The organism is Enterobacter sp. BNK-8 (assembly GCF_048685095.1).
GTDB classification, from domain to species: Bacteria; Pseudomonadota; Gammaproteobacteria; order Enterobacterales; family Enterobacteriaceae; genus Enterobacter; species Enterobacter quasiroggenkampii.
Map to the genome: position 1 here is coordinate 1355660 of NZ_JBLQTN010000001.1, position 21001 is coordinate 1376660.

Here is a 21001-nt window from a genome sequence, read left to right on the forward strand (position 1 = left end):
CTGATGTTTTGTTAGCAGAGTAATTAACAACGCGGGGTTAGACAAGGGAGAAATAAATAAGGCACCGCGAGGGTGCCTGTTGAGTGAAAAGTGGGCATAAGCTTAGTGCCGTTTATACTCATTTTCCTGATAGTCGCCAGATTCTATTTTTGCAATACCTGCCTCTAAAATAGAAATAAACTGACGGGCGACGTCTGTTGTTAGCCACAGCGTCTGTCCAACTTCCGCTTCTTCACGGTTGAGTTGATTTGGGGTCTGGTAGTGCAAACGCAGCATCAGCGCATCGTAGCTATCTACGGTACTGATATCCCAGCCAACGAGTGGGTGGGTCTGGATGACTTCACTATTCTTTTCCATTATAACCCCCTTAATGCGTGTTAGAAGACAACGGCTTTGAGGTTCAATGCATGTTTTTCTGAAAGCAACTTCAGTATACCAAGTAATAAGGGTTCCGAAGGGAAAAATAAACAGGTGGCAACACATTTTTCTGCTTTTTAGGATTGTTCGAACAATAAAACACCATCTCGTTCACGATTTTTAAAGAAGATGCCGAATTAATTTGAACTTACGGGATTTTTAGGCAAAAAAAAGCCGGGGCGACCCGGCAAAAACACAATGAGGGAGCAGTGTTAATCTGTGATGAACCAGTCGTCAGCGCTTTCCCACGTTTCCTGCAGGATTTCGCTGATGCGATCTTTATCTTCTTTTGCGGCACCAATAACGGAAAGGTTGTTTGCCGCGGCGTAACGCACCGTGACGGCACCTGCGTTGTCAGGAAAGGTATTGTTAATACGACGGGATAATTCGCCTGCCAGTGCATCAAGCGCGCCGGCAGGCAGAACGGTAGTTTTGGCTATGGTGACTTCAATACGCATAAATGCCCCCTGTGTAATATACTGTTTATTTATACAGGTATATTATCAGTTTGACAACAAGGGGCATTGATTTTTTAACGTTTTACCGTCCAGCTTACGGTTTCACCCGCCAGGAATGGGATCAGCGTGTCATCCGTCAGGGCAATGGACTCCTCAACGTGGCTCGCTTTACGCTCCAGTTCGATGAAGGTGTCATTGACCGGCAGGCCGTAGAAGCGTGGGCCGTTAAGGGAGCAGAACGCTTCGAAATGTTCCAGCGCGTTCATCTCTTCAAATACAGTTGCGTAGCTGGCAAGCGCCGTTGGGGCGTTGAAGCAGCCTGCACAGCCGCAGCTTGCCTCTTTACGATGGCGGGCGTGAGGCGCGGAATCGGTACCGAGGAACGCGCGGGAGAACCCGCTGGCGACCAGCTCACGCAGCGCCTGCTGGTGGATGTTGCGCTTGAGAATAGGCAGACAGTAGAGGTGAGGGCGCACCCCGCCCACCAGCATGTGGTTACGGTTAAACATCAGGTGCTGTGGCGTAATGGTGGCGGCGATGAGATCGTTGCCGTCACGCACGTACTCTGCCGCGTCTTTGGTGGTGATATGCTCAAAGACCACCTTCAGCGCGGGCAGGCGCTGGCGCAGAGGCTCCATCACGGTCTCGATAAAACGGGCTTCACGGTCGAAGATGTCAATGTCAGCATGCGTCACTTCACCGTGAACCAGCAGCGGCATACCCAGTTTCTGCATGCGTTCCAGAACCGGCATAATGGCATCAATGCTGGTGACGCCGTGGCTGGAGTTGGTGGTGGCATTCGCCGGGTAGAGTTTCGCTGCCGTAAACACGCCTTCGTTAAAGCCGCGCTCCACTTCGTTCGGATCCAGTGAATCGGTCAGGTAGCAGGTCATCAACGGGGTAAAATCGTGTCCCGCAGGAACGGCGTCGAGGATGCGCTGGCGATAGGCTATCGCGGCATCGACGGTGGTGACTGGTGGCACCAGGTTAGGCATGACAATCGCGCGGCCATAAATTTCGCTGGTATAAGGCACGACGGTTTTCAGCATATCACCATCACGCAGATGAATATGCCAGTCGTCAGGGCGGCGGATTTTAAGAACCTGGGGTTGTGCAGTCATGGAAGCTCCGGCTTGTCAGGAATCAGTCATTAGGATGGCTGTTTTTGCCGGACACAAATCATAAGCGGAAACGTTTTCGTTTGCACACTTTTCCGTAAAAAAAGGGCGCCGCAGCGCCCTTCGGGTTAATCGGTGAAAGGAATGATAATTTCACCCGGCTTAACCTCTATCCCTTTTGCGTATTTTTTCGCCAGGGCTTCACCCTTGCTTTTGTCTTCACTTAAGACGTACGCGGGCTGCTGGTTAAAGTAATTCCGCAGCGACTGATTCAGATAGGGCATCAGGGTTTGCAGAACCGGAGCCATTTTGTCCGGAGACACCTGCGCATCGACGACTTCCATCTCCTGGAGGAAAATTGCCCCTTTCTCTTTATTGAAAACAGGGAGTGCCTTCAGCTTGAGCTTGATGTTGGCTTTCTGGTTACCAAAGAGGGAGGACATATCAAGGTCCGCATCACCGGCCAGGGTGACTTTGTTTGGCTCTTCACGTCCGATCTGGCTGGTGAGATTTGTGAGCACGATATGCGCATCGGCAAGACCCGGTACGCCAATGTCTTTCGAGAAATTGTTATGTTTTTCCAGCGCCTGATTAATTTCCTGTTCACTGACGGTATATTGTGTGAGCTGGTTACAGCCAACCAGCAGACCGCTGACAACCAATGCCGCGGCTAAAACAATTTTCTTCATAGTGTTCCTCAACGAAAAATCGGCGCTTCTGTCCTGTTACGCCAGTATGTCAGCGTGAATGGGTAGAAACCAGCAGAAAAAACTGAGAAGTGGGGCGGGAGCGGCGCCCGCCCGAGGGAAAAGTTATGCGCCTGGCTCGAGCATGCCGCTCGCGCTGCGTTTCTGGCTGAACTGCCACCACAGGGCGAGTAGCGTCATAAAGCCCACCGCGCCAAGCATCATCCACGGGAGTTCAGGTTGATTTAACGCTTTGCCGGCATCAAACAACCAGCCGCCCCCGGCGTAACCTAATGCCCCGCCGAGTGCCAGCCCCAGGCGGCTGAACCCCATATAGCTGCCGCGCGCACGCGCATCCGCAAGCGAGGCGCTCAGCGTTTCGCGGGCAGGCTCGGCGATGATCGAGCCAATATAGAATGTGCAAATCAGCGTAAACAGCTGCTGGAGCGTGTTCACCAGGCCGATCGGCATCATGCTCAGCGTCATCAGGAACAGTCCGGCCATCAGACGATGTTCCAGACGAAAACGTCGCTCGCTCCAGCGGGCAATCGGATAGAGCAGCGTTAACGACAGGCAGGCTTCGATGGCGTACATCCATTTCACCGCCGCAGGGGTACCTGCAATGTCGTTAACCATGATCGGCAGCATCAGCATGACCTGCACGGCCAGCATGTAATATCCCGTCAGGGTCAACACATAGGTGACAAAGCGCTTGTCATGCAGGACGCGACCAAGCCCTTCCCGGACCGGCGCTTTCACCGTCGACAGTTTCCACGCCGGCAGGAACAGGCCATTAAACAGCGCGCACAGAATAAAGAGTACCGCGCCAGCCGCACAGACCAGACGGAAGTCATACTGCAGCAGCCAGCTTCCCAGCAGGGCGCCGACAACCGCCCCGGCACTGTCCTGCATCATGAGAATCGAGAAGAAGCGGCCGCGGTGCTGCGGGCGAATCAGCTTTACCACCAGCGCGGTGCGGGGCGGATCGAACAGCGTGCCCCCGATACCGGAGAGGAAACAGGAGAACCAGAGCAGCCACGGCTCCTGAGCGACCGCCATCGTGGCAAAGCCTGCCGCGCGCAGCAGCATACCGGTTACGATCATCGGTTTCGCGCCAAAGCGGTCGGCGATGGCCCCGCCAAAGACGCCCAGGCCCTGCTGGACAAACTGGCGTAGCCCCAGGGCAATGCCGACCATTAATGCCGCCCAGCCCATCTGATCGACAAAGCGGATCGAAATAAGCGGAAAAACGACAAAAAAGCCGAGCACGACCAGCATGTTATCGACGAGCAGGAAATATTTACCCAGGCTCCTGGCCTGTGATACGCGGGACATTTTCCCTCCAGGGAAAATAAGATGGTGAGCACGCTAACATTCTGCGGTGTCGCCGCGTTTTTTCCCACCCCTGAACGCGACAATATTTTTTTATCAAAAGGGTGCTTTGATAGAGAGTTCTCATCGAAAAGTGTGAAAAGAGGTGAAAATGGTATGTCACTGTTTTCACAGACGGCGCAGGCGCAGGTATAGTAAAGCTAATGGGTAAGCTGAAGTGACGGGAAGGAGTGGTATCGATGTTTGGCTATCGCAGTAATGTGCCAAAAGTGCGTCTGACAACGGACAGGCTGGTCGTTCGTCTGGTGCATGAGCGTGATGCCTGGCGTCTGGCGGATTATTACGCCGAGAATCGCCAGTTTTTAAAGCCCTGGGAACCCGTTCGGGATGAGAGCCATTGTTATCCTTCCGGCTGGCAGGCGCGCCTCAGCATGATTACGGAATTTCACAAGCAGGGCAGCGCGTTTTATTTCGCGCTGCTGGATCCTGAAGAGAAAGAGATTATCGGGATCGCCAATTTTTCAAACGTGGTGCGGGGATCGTTTCACGCCTGCTACCTGGGCTACTCCATCGGCCAGAAGTGGCAGGGACAGGGGCTGATGTACGAGGCGCTGACGGTAGCGATCCGCTATATGCAACGCACCCAGCACATTCATCGCATTATGGCGAACTATATGCCTCATAACCAGCGCAGCGGAAATCTGCTGGCGCGTTTAGGGTTCGAGAAAGAGGGTTACGCCAAAGACTATCTGCTGATAGACGGAGAGTGGCGCGACCACGTTCTGACGGCATTAACCACCCGGGACTGGACTGCAGGTCGTTAAGGAGAAAAGATGAAGTATCAGCTAAACGGTACAGAAGCGCGCGTAATTGGGTGCTTACTCGAAAAACAGGTCACCACGCCGGAGCAGTATCCGCTCTCCGTCAACGCAGTGACCATGGCCTGCAACCAGAAAACCAACCGCGAGCCGGTGATGAACCTCAGCGAACATGACGTTCAGGAGGTGCTGGACGCCCTGGTAAAACGCCACTATCTGCGCACCGTCAGCGGATTCGGCAACCGCGTGACCAAATATGAACAGCGCTTTTGTAACTCCGAATTTGGCGACCTGAAGCTGAGCAGTGCGGAAGTGGCGGTCATCACCACGCTGTTGCTGCGCGGGGCGCAGACGCCGGGGGAGCTGCGCACCCGCGCTTCCCGCATGCATGAGTTCAGCGATATGCAGGAGGTTGAGCAGACCCTGGAAGGGTTGGCTTCTCGCGAAGACGGCCCTTACGTGGTCCGTCTGGCGCGCGAGCCGGGCAAGCGTGAAAGCCGCTATATGCATCTGTTCAGCGGTGACGTTGATATTTCAGTGAAATCCAGCGCAACTGATATCAATGCTGGAGATGACGATTTGGTTGCCCGCGTAGAGGCACTGGAAGACGAGGTCGCAGGGCTGAAACAGCGTCTGGATGCCTTGCTGGCACATTTGGGAGACTGACGGTGAAAAAATTACGCGTAGGCGTGGTGGGGTTGGGCGGTATTGCACAAAAAGCCTGGCTGCCTGTTTTAGGTGCGGCGACGGACTGGACCCTGCAAGCGGCATGGTCACCCACCCGAGAAAAGGCAGAACGTATCTGCGAAACCTGGCGCATGCCGTATGCTGCCTCATTGCAGGATCTGTCCCGCGAGTGCGATGCGGTATTTGTCCATACCTCAACGGCAACTCATTATCAGGTGGTGAGCGAACTGCTCAATTTGGGGGTTCACGTCTGCGTGGACAAACCGCTGGCTGAAAATGTTCAGGATGCCGAGCGGCTGATTGAACTGGCCGCGCGTAAAAAACTGACGCTGATGGTCGGTTTCAACCGCCGCTTCGCACCGCTTTACCAGCAGCTTAAGGCGCAGTCGGGCACGCTTTCCTCGCTGCGGATGGATAAGCACCGCACAGACAGCATCGGGCCGAACGATCTGCGCTTCACGCTGCTGGATGACTATCTGCACGTTGTGGATACGGCGCTGTGGCTCGCCAGCGGCAATGCGCAGCTGCAAAGTGGCACGCTACTGACGAACGAGCAGGGTGAAATGGTCTACGCCGAACATCATTTCGCGATTGACCATCTGCAGGTAACCACCAGTATGCATCGTCGTGCGGGCAGCCAGCGAGAATGTGTCCAGGCCGTCACCGACGGCGCGTTGTACGACATTACCGACATGCGTGAATGGCGGGAGGAGAAGGGCAGCGGCGTGGTGACCCTACCTGCCCCTGGCTGGCAGAGTACGCTTGAACAGCGCGGTTTTGCCGGTTGTGCCCGTCACTTCATCTCCTGCGTGCAAAATCAGACGGTTCCTGAAACGTCCGGCGAGCAGGCCATCATGGCGCAGCGCGTTGTGGAAAGGCTCTGGCGCGAGGCCATGAGTGAATAACTCGCTGTAACATCTGCGGATAGTAATTCGTTGAAATCCGGGTAGACTAAGCGCCGCTTGTAGGCTTTGCCGGGTGGCGCTTACGCTTGCCCGTCCTGGAAATCCGTATGGTTCTGGAAATTCACGTTAATGAACTTATTAAAATCGCTGGCGGCCGTCAGCTCGATGACCATGTTTTCCCGCGTGCTGGGTTTTGCGCGCGACGCCATTGTGGCAAGGGTATTTGGTGCAGGGATGGCCACGGACGCCTTTTTCGTCGCGTTCAAATTACCGAACCTGCTGCGCCGTATATTTGCGGAAGGGGCGTTTTCTCAGGCATTCGTCCCGATCCTGGCGGAATATAAAAGCAAGCAGGGCGAGGACGCAACGCGCGTCTTTGTGTCTTATGTCTCCGGCCTGCTGACGCTGGCGCTGGCGGTGGTGACCGTCCTCGGGATGCTGGCCGCGCCCTGGGTGATTATGGTGACCGCGCCCGGCTTTGCCGATACGGCCGACAAGTTTGCCCTGACCTCGCAGCTGTTGCGCATCACCTTCCCCTATATTCTGCTGATCTCGCTGGCCTCTCTGGTGGGGGCGATCCTCAACACCTGGAACCGCTTCTCTGTTCCCGCGTTTGCGCCGACGTTCCTTAACGTCAGCATGATCGGCTTTGCCCTGTTCGCCGCGCCGCACTTCAACCCGCCGGTACTGGCGCTGGCCTGGGCGGTCACCGTGGGCGGAGTGCTACAGCTGGCGTATCAGCTGCCGCATCTGAAAAAAATCGGCATGCTGGTGCTGCCGCGCATCAACCTCAAAGATGCCGGGGCGATGCGCGTCATCAAGCAGATGGGGCCCGCCATTCTCGGCGTCTCCGTCAGCCAGATCTCGCTGATTATCAACACCATCTTTGCCTCGTTCCTGGTGTCCGGCTCGGTTTCCTGGATGTACTATGCCGACCGCCTGATGGAGTTCCCATCCGGGGTGCTGGGCGTGGCGCTGGGAACCATCCTGCTGCCGTCGCTGTCGAAAAGCTTTGCCAGCGGTAATCATGATGAGTATTGCCGCCTGATGGACTGGGGCCTGCGTCTCTGCTTCCTGCTGGCCCTGCCAAGCGCGGTGGCGCTGGGTATTCTGGCCAAACCGCTGACGGTGTCGCTCTTCCAGTATGGGAAATTCACCGCCTTCGATGCCGCCATGACCCAGCGCGCGCTGATTGCCTACTCGGTGGGACTGATGGGGCTGATCGTGGTGAAAGTGCTGGCGCCGGGCTTTTATTCGCGTCAGGACATCAAAACGCCGGTAAAAATTGCCATCGTGACGCTGATTATGACGCAGCTGATGAACCTGGCGTTTATTGGTCCGCTGAAGCATGCAGGCCTGTCATTATCGATTGGTCTGGCGGCCTGTCTGAATGCCGGGCTGCTGTACTGGCAACTGCGCAAGCAGGATATTTTCACGCCGCAGCCGGGCTGGGGGCGTTTCCTGGCGCGCCTGATCGTTGCGGTACTGGTGATGTCTGCCGCGCTGCTTGGCATGATGTACGTGATGCCGGAATGGTCCCTGGGTACCATGCCTTATCGTCTGATGCGGCTGATGGCCGTAGTAGGCGTCGGGGTGGTGGCGTACTTTGCCACGCTCGCGGTGCTGGGTTTCAAAGTCAAAGAGTTTGCCCGCCGGACGGCATAAACGCCAAAAGGGGAGTTCACCTTAGGGTGCTCCCCACTGCATAATTTGTCGCTTTAGCGTCAAATCGAAATCTTTTTCACACCCGCAATACGTGCAGTTGCTGTCTGACCATCCGCACCGTACAGCCCGGTTTCTTTATGCGGTTTCAACACCTCAAGCGCCTGCTGATTACGCTCAATCTGACCTTCCAGTAGCCAGCCGTTATGCTGGTTAAGATCGCGCAGGTGCTGGGTTTTTTCGGTAATGGTCTGCCAGCGCTCAATAATATCGTCATTGGCGCTGCGCTTAGGATCCTGCTCAGCGCGTCGCTGCTGCTCCAGATAATCCAGCGTTGCCAGAAGCGAACTTTTGTCTTCAGTAATACGCTGCAGCGCGCTGCCGTTGATGTGACCGGAAGAGAGATGCTGCTGTTCAGCGTCCATTACCGTTTTCAGGTCGTTCAGGACAACCGTCATTTGATCCAGTATTTCTGACAGTCGACTCATACGGTTAGTTACTCTGTAAGAAACTCTGTGCTTCCTGAATCAGGGCGTCAGCGATTTTGCTGGTGTCCATTTTCAGCTCACCGTTACGAATAGCTGTTTTCAGCGCTTCAACACGTTCCATATTGATATCGTTGCTGCCCGGCTGCATCAGTTTTGCCTGCGCGTCGCTCAGGGTCACGCTGGTGCTGTTGGACGTTGACGGTTTTTCCAGACGCGTTTTCTGCGCCGTAGCGTCATTCGTTTCGCGAGGTTGTACAGCGCTTACCGGCTTCAGGGCTGATGTACGATCAATGCTCATAGTGTTGTCCTCATCGAGGGTTCGCGGCGTTTGCGCCTGACATCATCATTAGTGGAATATTTATCGGCACGCGCCGCGAAATCTTTAAAAAGATTATAGGTTAATCAGAATATTCCCATCAGCATCGACGGTTCCGCTCACCACCTGGCCTGAGGACATTCTGACGCGGGCGTTTTGCGCCACCGCGGCATTGTTCAACGCTTTCCCTTCACTGTTGATGCTAAAGCCATCTCCGTTGGCGACCACCATCACCTGCTGGCCTGCTTTTACCCGCCATGCCTGACGCAGCATGGAGAGCTGTATCGGCTGGCCTGGCGCGACGTCGCGCAGGCTGACGGCGTCCTGTGCCTGGTTAATATCCAGCATGGTGCGTGGCGGCAGCTGATCCAGACGGCCGCGCTTCAGCGTCACGCTGTTTGTCTGCAGCACGCTGCCGCGCGCAATGGGCACGGCAGCGACAACATAATTGCCCGTCGCCTGAACGGCAACCTGTAAATAGCGTTTTTCGTTGGCGCAGCGTGCCAGCACGTTCACATTCCCCCAAAGCTTTGTGAACCCTACCACGCTGAAGGACGGCTGGTCACACGTCGGGTACAGATTCGGTGGCGTGCGCACGGTAACGGTCACGTCATCGCTAAAGCCTGCCAGTTTTTCAGCAAAAAAAGCCGTTAGCCGATCCTGTAACCCTTCAGCCTGCGCCAGAGGGCTTAACAGCAAGAGAGCCGCCACCAGACCACGTTTTAACGTTTGCATCGCAAGTTCCACCGTTTCCTGAGTTGAACGAATTCTACCTGCAGTGGTTTTGCATCAACGGAATAAATAGCGACGCATTTTGCGCTTATTCCGTCGATAGGGGAGACCGGGTGAGATTTAAGCTGTGAACTGAAATTTTGCCATCAGCGGAGGAGACATGCTCGATAAACTCGACGCCGCGTTACGTTTTCAGCAGGAAGCGCTCAACTTACGCGCCCAGCGGCAGGAGATTTTAGCCGCCAATATCGCTAACGCCGATACCCCGGGGTATCAGGCGCGCGATATTGATTTTTCCAGTGAACTCAAAAAGGTGATGGAGCGTGGACGTGCCGAAGGAACGGGTGTTGCACTTGCCATGACATCCTCTCGCCATATTCCTGCTCAGGCGATGACTGCGCCAGCGACCGATTTACTTTATCGCATACCCGATCAGCCCTCACTCGACGGTAACACCGTGGATATGGACCGGGAGCGTACCCAGTTTGCCGACAACAGCCTGAAATACCAGACGGGCCTGACCGTACTCGGCGGACAAATCAAAGGCATGATGAACGTCCTGCAGGGGGGGAATTGATAGATGGCCTTGCTGAATATTTTTGATATCGCCGGTTCGGCGTTAACCGCACAGTCCAAACGCCTGAACGTGGCCGCCAGTAATCTGGCGAACGCCGACAGTGTCACCGGACCCGACGGCCAGCCCTATCGTGCCAAACAGGTTGTCTTTCAGGTCGATGCTGCGCCAGGCGCGGCGACGGGCGGCGTGAAGGTCTCTGATGTGGTAGAGAGCCAGGCGCCGGACAGGCTGGTGTATGAGCCGGGTAACCCGCTTGCGGATGCCAGCGGATACGTGAAGATGCCAAACGTGGATGTGGTGGGTGAGATGGTGAACTCCATGTCGGCTTCCCGTAGCTACCAGGCCAACGTCGAAGTGCTTAATACCGTGAAGAGCATGATGCTCAAAACACTCACTCTCGGCCAGTAAAGGAGACATGCATGTCCATCGCCGTAAATGTGAATGATCCTACGAACTCGGGTGTTAACAACACAAAGAGTACGACAGGTTCTAACTCCCTGACGGGGAGTAACGCCGCCGACCTTCAGGGCAGCTTTCTGACGCTGCTGGTGGCGCAGCTTAAGAACCAGGATCCCACCAACCCAATGCAGAACAACGAACTGACCACGCAGCTTGCGCAGATCAGTACCGTGAGCGGCATTGAGAAACTGAACACCACCCTCGGTTCCGTCTCTGGGCAGATTAACAGCGCCCAGTCTCTGCAGGCGGCAAGCCTGATTGGTCACGGGGTGATGATCCCGGGAACCACGATTCTGGCAGGCACCAGCACCACCGACGGCAATACCACCACGACAACCACGCCGTTTGGCGTTGAGCTCCAGCAGCCGGCTGAGAAGGTGACGGCAACGATCACGGATGCCAATAACGTGGTGGTTCGCACCATTGATATCGGCGAGCTGAAGGCGGGCGTTCACACCTTTACCTGGGATGGCAGCCTGACCGACGGCACCAAAGCACCAAACGGATCCTACAAAGTGGCAATCAGCGCCAGCAACGGGACGACCCAGCTGGTAGCGCAGCCGCTGCAGTTCGCGCTGGTCCAGGGCGTGATTAAAGGAAGCGACGGCAACAAACTGGATTTGGGAACCTCTGGTTCCACCACACTCGACGAAGTTCGGCAGATTATCTAAGCCTTAACACTTATCAGGAGTAAGTCATGGCCTTTTCTCAAGCGGTCAGCGGCCTGAATGCTGCGGCCACCAACCTGGACGTCATTGGCAACAACATCGCCAACTCCGCGACCTATGGTTTTAAATCCGGTTCTGCATCCTTTGCAGACATGTTTGCCGGTTCCAAAGTCGGCCTGGGCGTTAAAGTTGCGGGCATCACTCAGGACTTTAGCGACGGCACCACCACCAACACCGGTCGCGGTCTGGACGTTGCCATCAGCCAGAACGGTTTCTTCCGTATGGTCGACTCCAACGGTTCCGTGTTCTATAGCCGTAACGGCCAGTTCAAGCTGGATGAAAACCGTAACCTGGTGAACATGCAGGGGATGCAGTTAACCGGTTATCCGGTTGCCGGGACGCCATCAACGGTTCAGACCGGGGCGAACCCACAGGTCATTAATATCCCAACCACGTTGATGGCCGCGAAGTCCACCACCACGGCTTCCCAGCAGATTAACCTGAATTCCACCGATACCGCGCCGACCACCGCTTTTGATCCGGCTAACCCGGACACGTACAACAAAAAAGGTACGGTGACCGTCTTTGATAGCCAGGGTAATGCGCACAACATGAACCTGTTTTATGTCAAAGATGCGACCCCAGCTAACTCCTGGAAAGTGTATGCCCAGGACGGTAGCGTCGCAGGCAGCACGGCGGCACTGGCCACCACGCTGACCTTCGATAATAACGGTACGCTGACCGGTGGTGGAAATATCAACATCACTACCGCGACCATCCCAGGTGCGACGCCAGCGACCTTCGCCATGAGTTTTGCTAACTCCATGCAGCAGAACACCGGTGCGAACAATATCGTCGCGACCAGCCAGAATGGTTTTAAACCAGGCGACCTGGTGAGCTATCAAATCAACGACGACGGCACTGTGGTCGGTAACTATTCCAACGAACAGACCCAGGTTCTGGGCCAGATCGTGCTGGCAAACTTCGCCAACAACGAAGGTCTGAAATCAGAAGGTGACAACGTCTGGTCTGCCACCCAGTCCTCCGGCGTGGCGCTGCTGGGTACTGCCGGAAGCGGTAACTTCGGTACGCTGACCAACGGTGCGCTGGAAGCCTCTAACGTCGATCTGAGTAAAGAGTTGGTGAACATGATCGTCGCGCAGCGTAACTATCAGTCTAATGCGCAGACCATCAAAACCCAGGACCAGATCCTCAACACGCTGGTTAACCTGCGTTAAGCGGCTAACAGGAAAGCGCAATGGATCACGCAATATATACCGCGATGGGCGCGGCAAGTCAGACGCTCAATCAGCAGGCCGTTACCGCCAGCAACCTGGCAAACGCCTCAACGCCGGGCTTTCGCGCGCAGCTTAATGCGCTGCGCGCGGTGCCGGTAGAAGGGCTTTCCCTGCCGACCCGTACACTGGTGACCGCATCGACCCCTGGCGCCGATATGACGCCAGGGCAGATGGATTACACCTCACGCCCGCTGGACGTGGCTCTGCAGCAGGACGGCTGGCTGGCGGTGCAAACGGCGGACGGCAGTGAAGGCTATACCCGTAACGGGAACATCCAGGTGAGCGCGACGGGCCAGCTGACGATTCAGGGGCATCCGGTGATGGGGGAAGCGGGTCCGCTGACCGTACCGGAAGGCTCTGAGCTGACTATCGCTGCGGACGGCACCATTTCGGCGCTCAACCCGGGCGACCCGGCCAATACCGTTGCGCCCGTCGGTCGTCTGAAGCTGGTCAAAGCGGAAGGCAAAGAGGTGCAGCGTGGCGACGACGGCATGTTCCGTCTGACCCAGGCGGCACAGGCAACGCGGGGTGCCACCTTACAGGCCGACCCGAGCATCCGCGTGATGTCCGGCGTTCTGGAAGGCAGTAACGTCAAGCCGGTCGAAGCCATGACCGACATGATCGCCAGCGCCCGCCGCTTTGAAATGCAGATGAAGATCATCAGCAGCGTGGATGAAAACGCGGGCAAGGCTAACCAACTTCTGGCTATGAGCTAACAGGATTCCTTATGATCAGTTCTTTATGGATCGCGAAAACTGGCCTGGACGCCCAGCAAACCAATATGGACGTGATTGCCAACAACCTGGCAAACGTCAGCACCAATGGTTTCAAGCGTCAGCGCGCCGTTTTCGAAGATTTGCTTTATCAAACCATCCGCCAGCCGGGGGCGCAGTCTTCTGAACAGACGACGCTGCCTTCGGGTCTGCAGATCGGTACCGGTGTTCGCCCGGTGGCCACCGAGCGTCTGCACAGTCAGGGCAACCTGTCTCAGACCAACAACAGCAAAGACGTGGCGATCAAAGGCCAGGGCTTCTTCCAGGTGCAGCTGCCTGACGGGACTTCTGCCTACACCCGCGACGGCTCGTTCCAGGTCGATCAGAACGGCCAGCTGGTGACGGCGGGCGGTTTCCAGGTCCAGCCTGCGATTACCATCCCGGCGAACGCCCTGAGCATCACCATCGGTCGTGACGGTGTGGTCAGCGTAACCCAGCAGGGGCAGGCCGCGCCGGTTCAGGTTGGGCAGCTTAACCTGACCACCTTCATGAACGATACCGGTCTGGAAAGCATTGGTGAGAACCTCTACACCGAGACGCAATCCTCCGGTACGCCAAATGAAAGTACCCCGGGCCTGAACGGCGCGGGCCTGCTGTATCAGGGCTATGTTGAAACCTCCAACGTGAACGTGGCGGAAGAGCTGGTGAATATGATCCAGGTCCAGCGCGCGTATGAAATTAACAGTAAAGCAGTGTCGACGACCGACCAGATGCTGCAGAAACTGACGCAACTCTAAGGTGTAGCCCGGTGCGGTAAACGCCGCGCCGGCTCCCTGTTTTCGAAGATGAAGGCAATGCAAAAAAACGCGGCGTTTCGTTATCCGATACTGACTGTTCTGGCCGTCACCCTCAGCGGGTGTGCCTGGATCCCGTCTAAACCTTTGGTCCAGGGTGCGACGACTGCCCAACCCGTTCCTGGCCCTGCGCCAGTGGTAAACGGCTCCATTTTCCAGACCGCGCAGCCGATTAATTACGGCTATCAGCCGCTGTTTGAAGATCGCCGCCCGCGTAACGTCGGCGATACATTGACCATTGTGCTGCAGGAAAACGTCAGCGCGAGCAAGAGCTCGTCGGCGAACGCCAGCCGCGATGGCAAAACGAATTTTGGCTTCGACACCGTGCCACGCTATCTCGAAGGGCTGTTCGGCAACGCGCGTGCTGATGTGAACGCGTCCGGCGGCAATACCTTTAACGGTAAAGGCGGCGCGAATGCCAGCAACACCTTCAGCGGTACGCTGACGGTGACGGTTGACCAGGTACTGGTTAACGGCAACCTACATGTTGTGGGTGAAAAACAGATCGCCATCAACCAGGGCACTGAATTCATTCGCTTCTCGGGCGTGGTTAACCCTCGCACCATCAGCGGCACCAACACCGTTCCGTCCACTCAGGTGGCGGATGCGCGCATTGAGTACGTCGGGAACGGCTATATCAATGAAGCGCAAAATATGGGTTGGCTGCAGCGCTTCTTCCTTAATTTATCGCCGATGTAAGCGAGGTGACCCATGTTTAAATCGATCTTCGCCGTGGCGCTCGCGCTGGTGGCTACCTTTGCCCAGGCTGACCGTATTCGCGATCTCACCAGCGTCCAGGGCGTGCGTGAAAACTCGCTGATTGGCTACGGCCTGGTGGTGGGGCTGGACGGTACCGGTGACCAGACGACCCAGACCCCCTTTACCACCCAAAGCCTGAACAACATGCTTTCCCAGCTCGGCATTACCGTGCCAGCGGGAACTAACATGCAGTTGAAAAACGTGGCGGCAGTAATGGTCACCGCGTCCTACCCGGCGTTTGCGCGCCAGGGACAGACCATTGACGTGGTGGTCTCCTCAATGGGTAACGCCAAAAGCCTGCGCGGCGGTACGCTGCTGATGACCCCGCTGAAAGGCGTCGACAGCCAGGTCTATGCGCTGGCGCAGGGGAACATTCTGGTCGGCGGTGCGGGAGCATCCGCAGGCGGAAGCAGCGTGCAGGTGAACCAGCTCAACGGTGGACGGATTACCAACGGGGCGATCATTGAGCGTGAACTGCCGACCCAGTTTGGCGCGGGCAACACCATCAACCTGCAGCTCAATAATGAAGACTTCACGATGGCGCAGCAGATTGCCGATACCATCAACCGCAGCCGCGGCTACGGTAACGCAACGGCACTCGATGCGCGCACCGTGCAGATCCGTACCTCCACCGGCAGCAGCAATCAGGTGCGCATGCTGGCCGATATCCAGAATATGGAAGTGAACGTTCCGGTCCAGGATGCGAAGGTGATCATCAACTCCCGTACCGGCTCGGTGGTCATGAACCGGGAAGTGTCGCTCGACAGCTGCGCCGTGGCGCAGGGGAACCTCTCCGTGACGGTAAACCGCTCCGCGAACGTGAGCCAGCCGAATACGCCATTTGGTGGCGGTCAGACGGTGGTGACGCCGCAAACGCAGATTGATATGCGCCAGAGCGGCGGGTCACTGCAAAGCGTGCGCTCCAGCGCCAACCTGAACAGCGTGGTGCGTGCTCTGAACGCCCTGGGGGCAACGCCGATGGATCTGATGTCCATCCTGCAATCGATGCAAAGCGCGGGCTGCCTGCGCGCCAAACTGGAAATCATCTAATGCTGACCGATAGCAAACTGTTGACCAGTGCAGCCTGGGACGCCCAGTCGCTCAACGAACTGAAAACCAAAGCAGGAAAAGACCCGGCGGCGAATATCCGCCCGGTCGCCCGCCAGGTGGAAGGGATGTTTGTACAGATGATGCTGAAAAGCATGCGCGAAACCCTGCCGAAAGACGGGATGTTCAGCAGTGATTCAACGCGTCTCTACACCAGCATGTATGACCAGCAGATTGCGCAGCAGATGACCGCCGGGAAAGGCCTCGGTCTGGCTGACATGATTGTCAAGCAGACCGAAGCCGCGCAGGGCATTCAGCCTCAGGATCAGCCGCAGCAGGTACCGATGAAGTTCGACCTGGAAACGGTGACCAGCTATCAGAACCAGGCTCTGACGCAAATGGTGCGTAAAGCCATGCCGAAAGCCACGGGCAGCGGCGATGAGCCGCTCTCCGGTGACAGCAAAGACTTCCTGGCGCAGCTTTCTCTGCCTGCGCGCCTTGCCAGCGAACAGAGCGGCGTGCCGCATCACCTGATTCTGGCGCAGGCTGCGCTGGAGTCGGGCTGGGGTCAGCGCCAGATCCGCAAGGAAAACGGCGAGCCGAGCTTCAACATCTTCGGCGTGAAGGCTACCTCCAGCTGGAAGGGGCCAACCACGGAGATCACGACCACCGAATACGAGAACGGTGCGGCGGTGAAGGTGAAAGCCAAATTCCGCGTCTACAGCTCGTATCTGGAAGCCTTGTCCGATTATGTTGGCCTGCTGAGCCGAAATCCGCGCTATACCGCCGTGACGCAGGCGGCGACGGCGGAGCAGGGCGCTCAGGCGCTGCAAAACGCGGGCTACGCGACCGACCCGAACTATGCGCGTAAGCTCACCAGCATGATCCAGCAGTTGAAATCAATGGGCGAGAAGGTCAGCAAAGCCTATAGCACAGATATTGAAAATCTGTTCTGAAAGTTCTCAAGTCCCGGTGGAGGTTGCCGATAACCTTCATCAGGACTCGTGTCTGAACGTATAAAAGGAACCCCCATGTCCAGTTTGATTAACAGCGCCATGAGTGGCCTCAGTGCTGCGCAGTCGGCACTCAATACCGTCAGTAATAATATTTCAAGCTATAACGTGGCAGGCTATACCCGCCAGACCACGGTGCTGGGCGCATCTAACAGCACGCTGACCGGCGGTGGCTGGGTGGGTAACGGGGTGTATGTCTCCGGTGTCCAGCGTGAGTATGACGCCTTCATCACCAACCAGCTGCGCGCCGCGCAGACGCAGAGCAGCGGCCTGACGACGCGCTACCAGCAGATGTCAAAAATCGACGACGTGCTCTCCGATACCACCAACTCGCTCTCCACCACGCTGCAGGACTTCTTCAAGAGCCTGCAAACGCTGGTGAGCAACGCGGAAGACCCGGCGGCACGTCAGACGGTGCTGGGTAAAGCGGGCGGTCTGGTCAATCAGTTTAAAACCAACGATCAGTATCTTCGCGACCAGGATACGCAGGTGAATACCGCGATTAGCACCAGCGTTTCTCAGATCAACAACTATGCCAAACAGATTGCCAATCTGAACGATCAGATTTCCCGTCTGACCGGCGTCGGCGCGGGCGCATCGCCTAACGATCTGCTTGATCAGCGCGATCAGCTCGTCAATGAGCTGAACAAAATCGTCGGCGTGGAAGTCTCTGTCCAGGATAGCGGCACGTTTAACATCTCTTTCGGCAACGGTTACAGCCTGGTTCAGGGCAGCAAAGCCAACCAGCTGGCTGCCGTGAAGTCGAGTGCCGATCCGACCCGTACTACCGTGGCCTATGTCGATGACGTGGCCGGGAACGTCGAGATCCCGGAAAAAATGATCACCACCGGTTCATTAGGCGGTTTACTGACTTTCCGTACGGAAGATCTGGATAAAGCCCGTAATACCCTGAACCAGATGGCGCTGGCCTTTGCCGATTCGATGAACACGCAGCATGAAGCCGGTTTTGACGCTAACGGTGATGCGGGAGGTAAGCTGTTCAACTTTGGTTCTCCGGCGGTGCTGTCCAACAGCAAGAACGGCGGATCGGCGGTTGTTACGGCCTCTGTGACGGACAGCAAACAGGTCCAGGCGACAGACTATAAGCTGCAGTTCAATGGCACTGACTGGACGATCACCCGTACATCAGACAAAACCAGCTTTACGATGAGCCCGGATGCCAGCGGCAATCTGTCGTTTGATGGTCTTAACGTCAACGTGAGCGGCACGGCAAATACCAAAGACAGCTTTACCGTGAAGCCGGTTTCCGACGTCATCATGAACATGGATCTGGCGATCAGCGACGAGTCCAAACTGGCGATGGCGTCAGTGCAGAACGGCGGCGAAAGTGATAACCGTAACGGCCAGAAACTGCTCGATCTGCAAAACGCGAAAGTCGTGGGGGGCAACAAAACCTTCAACGATGCGTATGCCTCTCTCGTCAGTACCGTGGGTAGCTCAACGGCGTCACTGAAGGTGAGCAGCCAGACGAAAGCTAACGTAGAGACGCAGTTAATCAAGCAGCAGCAGACCATCTCTGGGGTAAACCTCGACGAAGAGTATGGCAATTTGCAGCGTTATCAGCAGTATTACCTGGCGAACGCCCAGGTTCTCCAGACTGCCAGTACGCTCTTCGATGCAATTATCAACATTCGTTAAGGTTGAGGTGAACAATGCGTATTAGCACCCAGATGATGTATGAGCAGAACATGCGTGGGATCACCGATTCCCAGAGCAGATGGCTGAGCTACGGTGAACAGATGTCCACCGGCAAGCGCGTCAACCGTCCGTCGGACGATCCTATCGCCGCGTCGCAGGCCATCGTTCTGTCACAATCGCAGTCGCAAAACAGCCAGTTCGCGCTTGCGCGTACCTTCGCCACGCAAAAAGTCTCGCTGGAAGATAACGTGTTAACTCAGGTGAACACCGCGATCTCAAGCGTGCGCGAGAAGCTCGTTTACGCCTCGAACGGCACATTAAGCGATGACGACCGTCTTTCTCTGGCGACCGATATTCAGGGGATCCGCGATCAGCTTATGAACCTGGCCAACACGACGGATGGTAATGGTCGCTTTATCTTTGCGGGATACAAAACCGAGAGCGCACCGTTTGATGCCGCGACCGGGGATTATAACGGCGGCGCTGAGGCCATCACGCAGCAGGTTGATACGGCGCGTAATATGGCCATTAGCCATACCGGGCAGCAAATTTTCGAAAGCATTACCAGTAATGCGGAACAGCTGCCGGGCGGTGGATATGGCGAGACGAACATGTTCAAAATCCTGGATTCTGCGATTGCGTCGCTGAAGACGCCGATTGAGAACGATCCGGCTGCCGCAACGGCGCAAAGCCAGGTGATTGCCAATGCGCAAATCGGCATCAAAAACTCTCAGAACAATATTCTGACGGTCGTTGCGGATGTGGGCACCAAGATGAACGAGCTGGAAAAACTCGATACGCTGGGCGATGACCGCGCGCTGGGTCAGACCAAGCAGATGAGCGACCTGGTTGATGTCGACTGGAACGAAGCGATTTCCTCTTACACCATGCAGCAGGCGGCCTTGCAGGCGTCTTATAAAGCGTTTAGCGATATGCAGGGCATGTCTCTGTTCCAGCTGAACAAATAACATCTTGACCTCTTGGAACATGTCTTGAAACTGGGCATGTTTTACTGCCCAATCCGTCTGGATTGGGCATTTTTTTTATGCGGCTTCCGCCGGTACGGAGGCGACACGCGCACTTTCTATCAGACGGATGGCCAGCGCAATGACGCCACAGACGGTGGCCAGCGCGACCACGCCCGTCCAGCCAGCCAGCGAGTAGATATTGCTGCCTAACGCGGATCCCAGCGCCATCCCGATAAAGACCACCGTAAAGAGCAGGGCGTTGAGACGACCACGCGCCTGCGGTTCAAGGCTGTACACCAGGTTCTGGTGGGCGACCAGGCTGGACTGCAGGCCCAGGTCGAACCCGACGGCAGAGATGGCGATCAGCATCAGCTGTCCATGAACGCCCAATGCGGGCATCAGGAACATCAGGGCGAAAGAGACGGTCACAAGAACGGCACCAAGCTGCGTGACTTTTCCGGCCCCCAGTTTGTCCGCCAGACCCCCCGCCAGTGGGGCAACTAACGCACCCGCGGCACCGGCAATACCAAAACCACCTGCGACGGCACTACCCAGGTGATAGCGTTCCAGCAGCATGACCGCAAGCGTTGACCAGAAGGCGCTAAAGGCAATCGACAGGAAACCCTGAGCCAGCGCCGCGCGGCGCAGCGCCGGATAGCGACGCCACAGGTGTTCCATCGAGCGCATCAGCGCGGGGTAGCTCAGCGTGGAGTGAATGGCAAAACGGGGAAGTACAAACCACATCATTACCCCGATGAACGCAATGCTCGCCGCTGCCAGCTGGTACATGACGCGCCAGCCAAACGCTTCGCCCACTACGCCGCTTACGGTTCTGGATAATAAGATACCCAGTAGCAGCCCGGTCATTACCGTGCCCACGGTTTTCCCCTGTTTGCCTTCCGGCGCAAGAATGGCCGCGGCAGGGACGATATCCTGTGCCATGGTGGCGGCCATGCCAATAAGCAGGCTTGCCAGCAGCAGAGAGTGGATCTGCCCGGTCAGGCTACAGCCGAGAAGAAACAGCGCCAGCGCCGCACTCTTTATCAGGATTAACGTCCTGCGGTCGTGGCGATCGCCCAGAGGAAGCAGGAACAGGATGCCAAGCGCGTAGCCTGCCTGCGTTAATGTTGGCACCAGGCCCATACCTTCAATACTCAAATGCAGGTCGGCACCCATCAGCGGCAGCAGGGGCTGCGCGTAATAGATTGATGCCACGCTGAAGCCAGCCCCCAGAGCCAGCATAAAGATCACCCAGCGGCTTGCAGCATGGGGAGTCGTTGTTGTGTTCATAAGTTGTTCCTCATTCATCGTGTGCGGCTATTTTTTATCAGTACGCCTTGCGACGGTAGCGGGCCCGGTGGTAAAAC

24 protein-coding genes are annotated in these 21001 nt (G+C 56.5%); 15 read left to right on the top strand and 9 right to left on the bottom strand.

All coding sequences use genetic code 11. The features are described from left to right. Positions 1-102: 102 nt before the first annotated feature. The 5 genes from bssS to mdtH all read right to left on the bottom strand — a co-directional run bounded on the left by bssS (position 103) and on the right by mdtH (position 4014). Positions 103-357: a biofilm formation regulator BssS gene (gene bssS, locus ACMGGU_RS06485; RefSeq protein ID WP_008500827.1), complete on the bottom strand. Its 255-nt coding sequence runs from the start codon at positions 355-357 to the stop codon at positions 103-105. 272 nt (positions 358-629) lie between these two features. Beyond that, positions 630-875 (bottom strand): DNA damage-inducible protein I, encoded by a 246-nt coding sequence (gene dinI, locus ACMGGU_RS06490; RefSeq protein WP_008500826.1) that lies wholly within the window; start codon positions 873-875, stop codon positions 630-632. Positions 876-949: 74 nt separating this feature from the next. Further along, positions 950-1996, bottom strand: coding sequence for a dihydroorotase (gene pyrC, locus ACMGGU_RS06495; protein ID WP_045334677.1), 1047 nt, complete (start codon positions 1994-1996; stop codon positions 950-952). Positions 1997-2121: 125 nt separating this feature from the next. Then, positions 2122-2682 (bottom strand): lipoprotein, encoded by a 561-nt coding sequence (locus ACMGGU_RS06500; protein ID WP_045910186.1) that lies wholly within the window; start codon positions 2680-2682, stop codon positions 2122-2124. 123 nt (positions 2683-2805) lie between these two features. Further along, on the bottom strand, positions 2806-4014 hold the full coding sequence (gene mdtH, locus ACMGGU_RS06505; protein WP_063621367.1) for a multidrug efflux MFS transporter MdtH: 1209 nt from the start codon (positions 4012-4014) through the stop codon (positions 2806-2808). A gap of 236 nt (positions 4015-4250) precedes the next feature. Here mdtH and rimJ point away from each other — a divergent pair, with 236 nt between their 5' ends. From rimJ to murJ, 4 genes are all read left to right on the top strand, one after another. After that, positions 4251-4835 (top strand): ribosomal protein S5-alanine N-acetyltransferase, encoded by a 585-nt coding sequence (gene rimJ, locus ACMGGU_RS06510; RefSeq protein WP_008500822.1) that lies wholly within the window; start codon positions 4251-4253, stop codon positions 4833-4835. Between the two features lie 9 nt (positions 4836-4844). Continuing rightward, positions 4845-5495, top strand: coding sequence for a YceH family protein (locus ACMGGU_RS06515; protein ID WP_235404191.1), 651 nt, complete (start codon positions 4845-4847; stop codon positions 5493-5495). Between the two features lie 2 nt (positions 5496-5497). Further along, a complete protein-coding gene (locus ACMGGU_RS06520) occupies positions 5498-6421 on the top strand; it encodes a Gfo/Idh/MocA family protein (protein WP_420300335.1) in 924 nt (307 codons plus the stop codon). A gap of 129 nt (positions 6422-6550) precedes the next feature. After that, positions 6551-8086, top strand: coding sequence for a murein biosynthesis integral membrane protein MurJ (murJ, locus tag ACMGGU_RS06525; protein WP_048222521.1), 1536 nt, complete (start codon positions 6551-6553; stop codon positions 8084-8086). A gap of 59 nt (positions 8087-8145) precedes the next feature. Here the strand turns inward: murJ and flgN are convergent, their stop codons facing one another. The 3 genes from flgN to flgA form a co-directional block, all read right to left on the bottom strand. Then, a complete protein-coding gene (gene flgN / locus ACMGGU_RS06530; RefSeq protein WP_008500818.1) occupies positions 8146-8571 on the bottom strand; it encodes a flagella biosynthesis chaperone FlgN in 426 nt (141 codons plus the stop codon). Positions 8572-8575: 4 nt separating this feature from the next. After that, positions 8576-8869, bottom strand: a complete 294-nt coding sequence (gene flgM / locus ACMGGU_RS06535; RefSeq protein WP_008500817.1) for a flagellar biosynthesis anti-sigma factor FlgM — start codon at positions 8867-8869, stop codon at positions 8576-8578. Between the two features lie 93 nt (positions 8870-8962). Then, a complete protein-coding gene (flgA, locus tag ACMGGU_RS06540) occupies positions 8963-9622 on the bottom strand; it encodes a flagellar basal body P-ring formation chaperone FlgA (RefSeq protein WP_008500816.1) in 660 nt (219 codons plus the stop codon). A gap of 157 nt (positions 9623-9779) precedes the next feature. On the opposite strand from flgA, the gene flgB reads away from it, so the two are divergent. From flgB to flgL, 11 genes are all read left to right on the top strand, one after another. Beyond that, positions 9780-10196, top strand: coding sequence for a flagellar basal body rod protein FlgB (flgB, locus tag ACMGGU_RS06545; RefSeq protein ID WP_008500815.1), 417 nt, complete (start codon positions 9780-9782; stop codon positions 10194-10196). A gap of 3 nt (positions 10197-10199) precedes the next feature. Continuing rightward, a complete protein-coding gene (gene flgC, locus ACMGGU_RS06550) occupies positions 10200-10604 on the top strand; it encodes a flagellar basal body rod protein FlgC (protein WP_008500814.1) in 405 nt (134 codons plus the stop codon). Positions 10605-10615: 11 nt separating this feature from the next. Then, the gene (gene flgD, locus ACMGGU_RS06555; RefSeq protein ID WP_032650840.1) at positions 10616-11326 is read left to right on the top strand and encodes a flagellar hook assembly protein FlgD; all 711 of its coding nucleotides are present in this window, start codon (positions 10616-10618) and stop codon (positions 11324-11326) included. A gap of 26 nt (positions 11327-11352) precedes the next feature. Then, on the top strand, positions 11353-12561 hold the full coding sequence (gene flgE / locus ACMGGU_RS06560) for a flagellar hook protein FlgE (protein ID WP_008500812.1): 1209 nt from the start codon (positions 11353-11355) through the stop codon (positions 12559-12561). Positions 12562-12581: 20 nt separating this feature from the next. Next, on the top strand, positions 12582-13337 hold the full coding sequence (locus tag ACMGGU_RS06565; RefSeq protein ID WP_008500811.1) for a flagellar basal body rod protein FlgF: 756 nt from the start codon (positions 12582-12584) through the stop codon (positions 13335-13337). 11 nt (positions 13338-13348) lie between these two features. After that, positions 13349-14131, top strand: a complete 783-nt coding sequence (flgG, locus tag ACMGGU_RS06570; protein ID WP_008500810.1) for a flagellar basal-body rod protein FlgG — start codon at positions 13349-13351, stop codon at positions 14129-14131. 57 nt (positions 14132-14188) lie between these two features. Further along, positions 14189-14887, top strand: coding sequence for a flagellar basal body L-ring protein FlgH (flgH, locus tag ACMGGU_RS06575; protein ID WP_032666985.1), 699 nt, complete (start codon positions 14189-14191; stop codon positions 14885-14887). Positions 14888-14899: 12 nt separating this feature from the next. Further along, a complete protein-coding gene (locus ACMGGU_RS06580) occupies positions 14900-15997 on the top strand; it encodes a flagellar basal body P-ring protein FlgI (protein WP_029740346.1) in 1098 nt (365 codons plus the stop codon). Further along, entirely contained in the window at positions 15997-16950 is a 954-nt protein-coding gene (gene flgJ / locus ACMGGU_RS06585; protein WP_021240767.1) for a flagellar assembly peptidoglycan hydrolase FlgJ, read from the top strand. Before ACMGGU_RS06580 ends, flgJ begins: the two co-directional genes overlap by 1 nt. A 75-nt stretch (positions 16951-17025) precedes the next feature. Continuing rightward, on the top strand, positions 17026-18666 hold the full coding sequence (flgK, locus tag ACMGGU_RS06590; protein WP_063621370.1) for a flagellar hook-associated protein FlgK: 1641 nt from the start codon (positions 17026-17028) through the stop codon (positions 18664-18666). Positions 18667-18680: 14 nt separating this feature from the next. Beyond that, positions 18681-19634, top strand: coding sequence for a flagellar hook-associated protein FlgL (gene flgL / locus ACMGGU_RS06595; RefSeq protein WP_045910193.1), 954 nt, complete (start codon positions 18681-18683; stop codon positions 19632-19634). Positions 19635-19709: 75 nt separating this feature from the next. On the opposite strand, the gene ACMGGU_RS06600 is transcribed toward flgL, so the two are convergent. Further along, complete coding sequence (locus tag ACMGGU_RS06600) at positions 19710-20924, bottom strand: MFS transporter (protein ID WP_420300336.1); 1215 nt, start codon at positions 20922-20924, stop codon at positions 19710-19712. Positions 20925-21001: the final 77 nt, after the last annotated feature.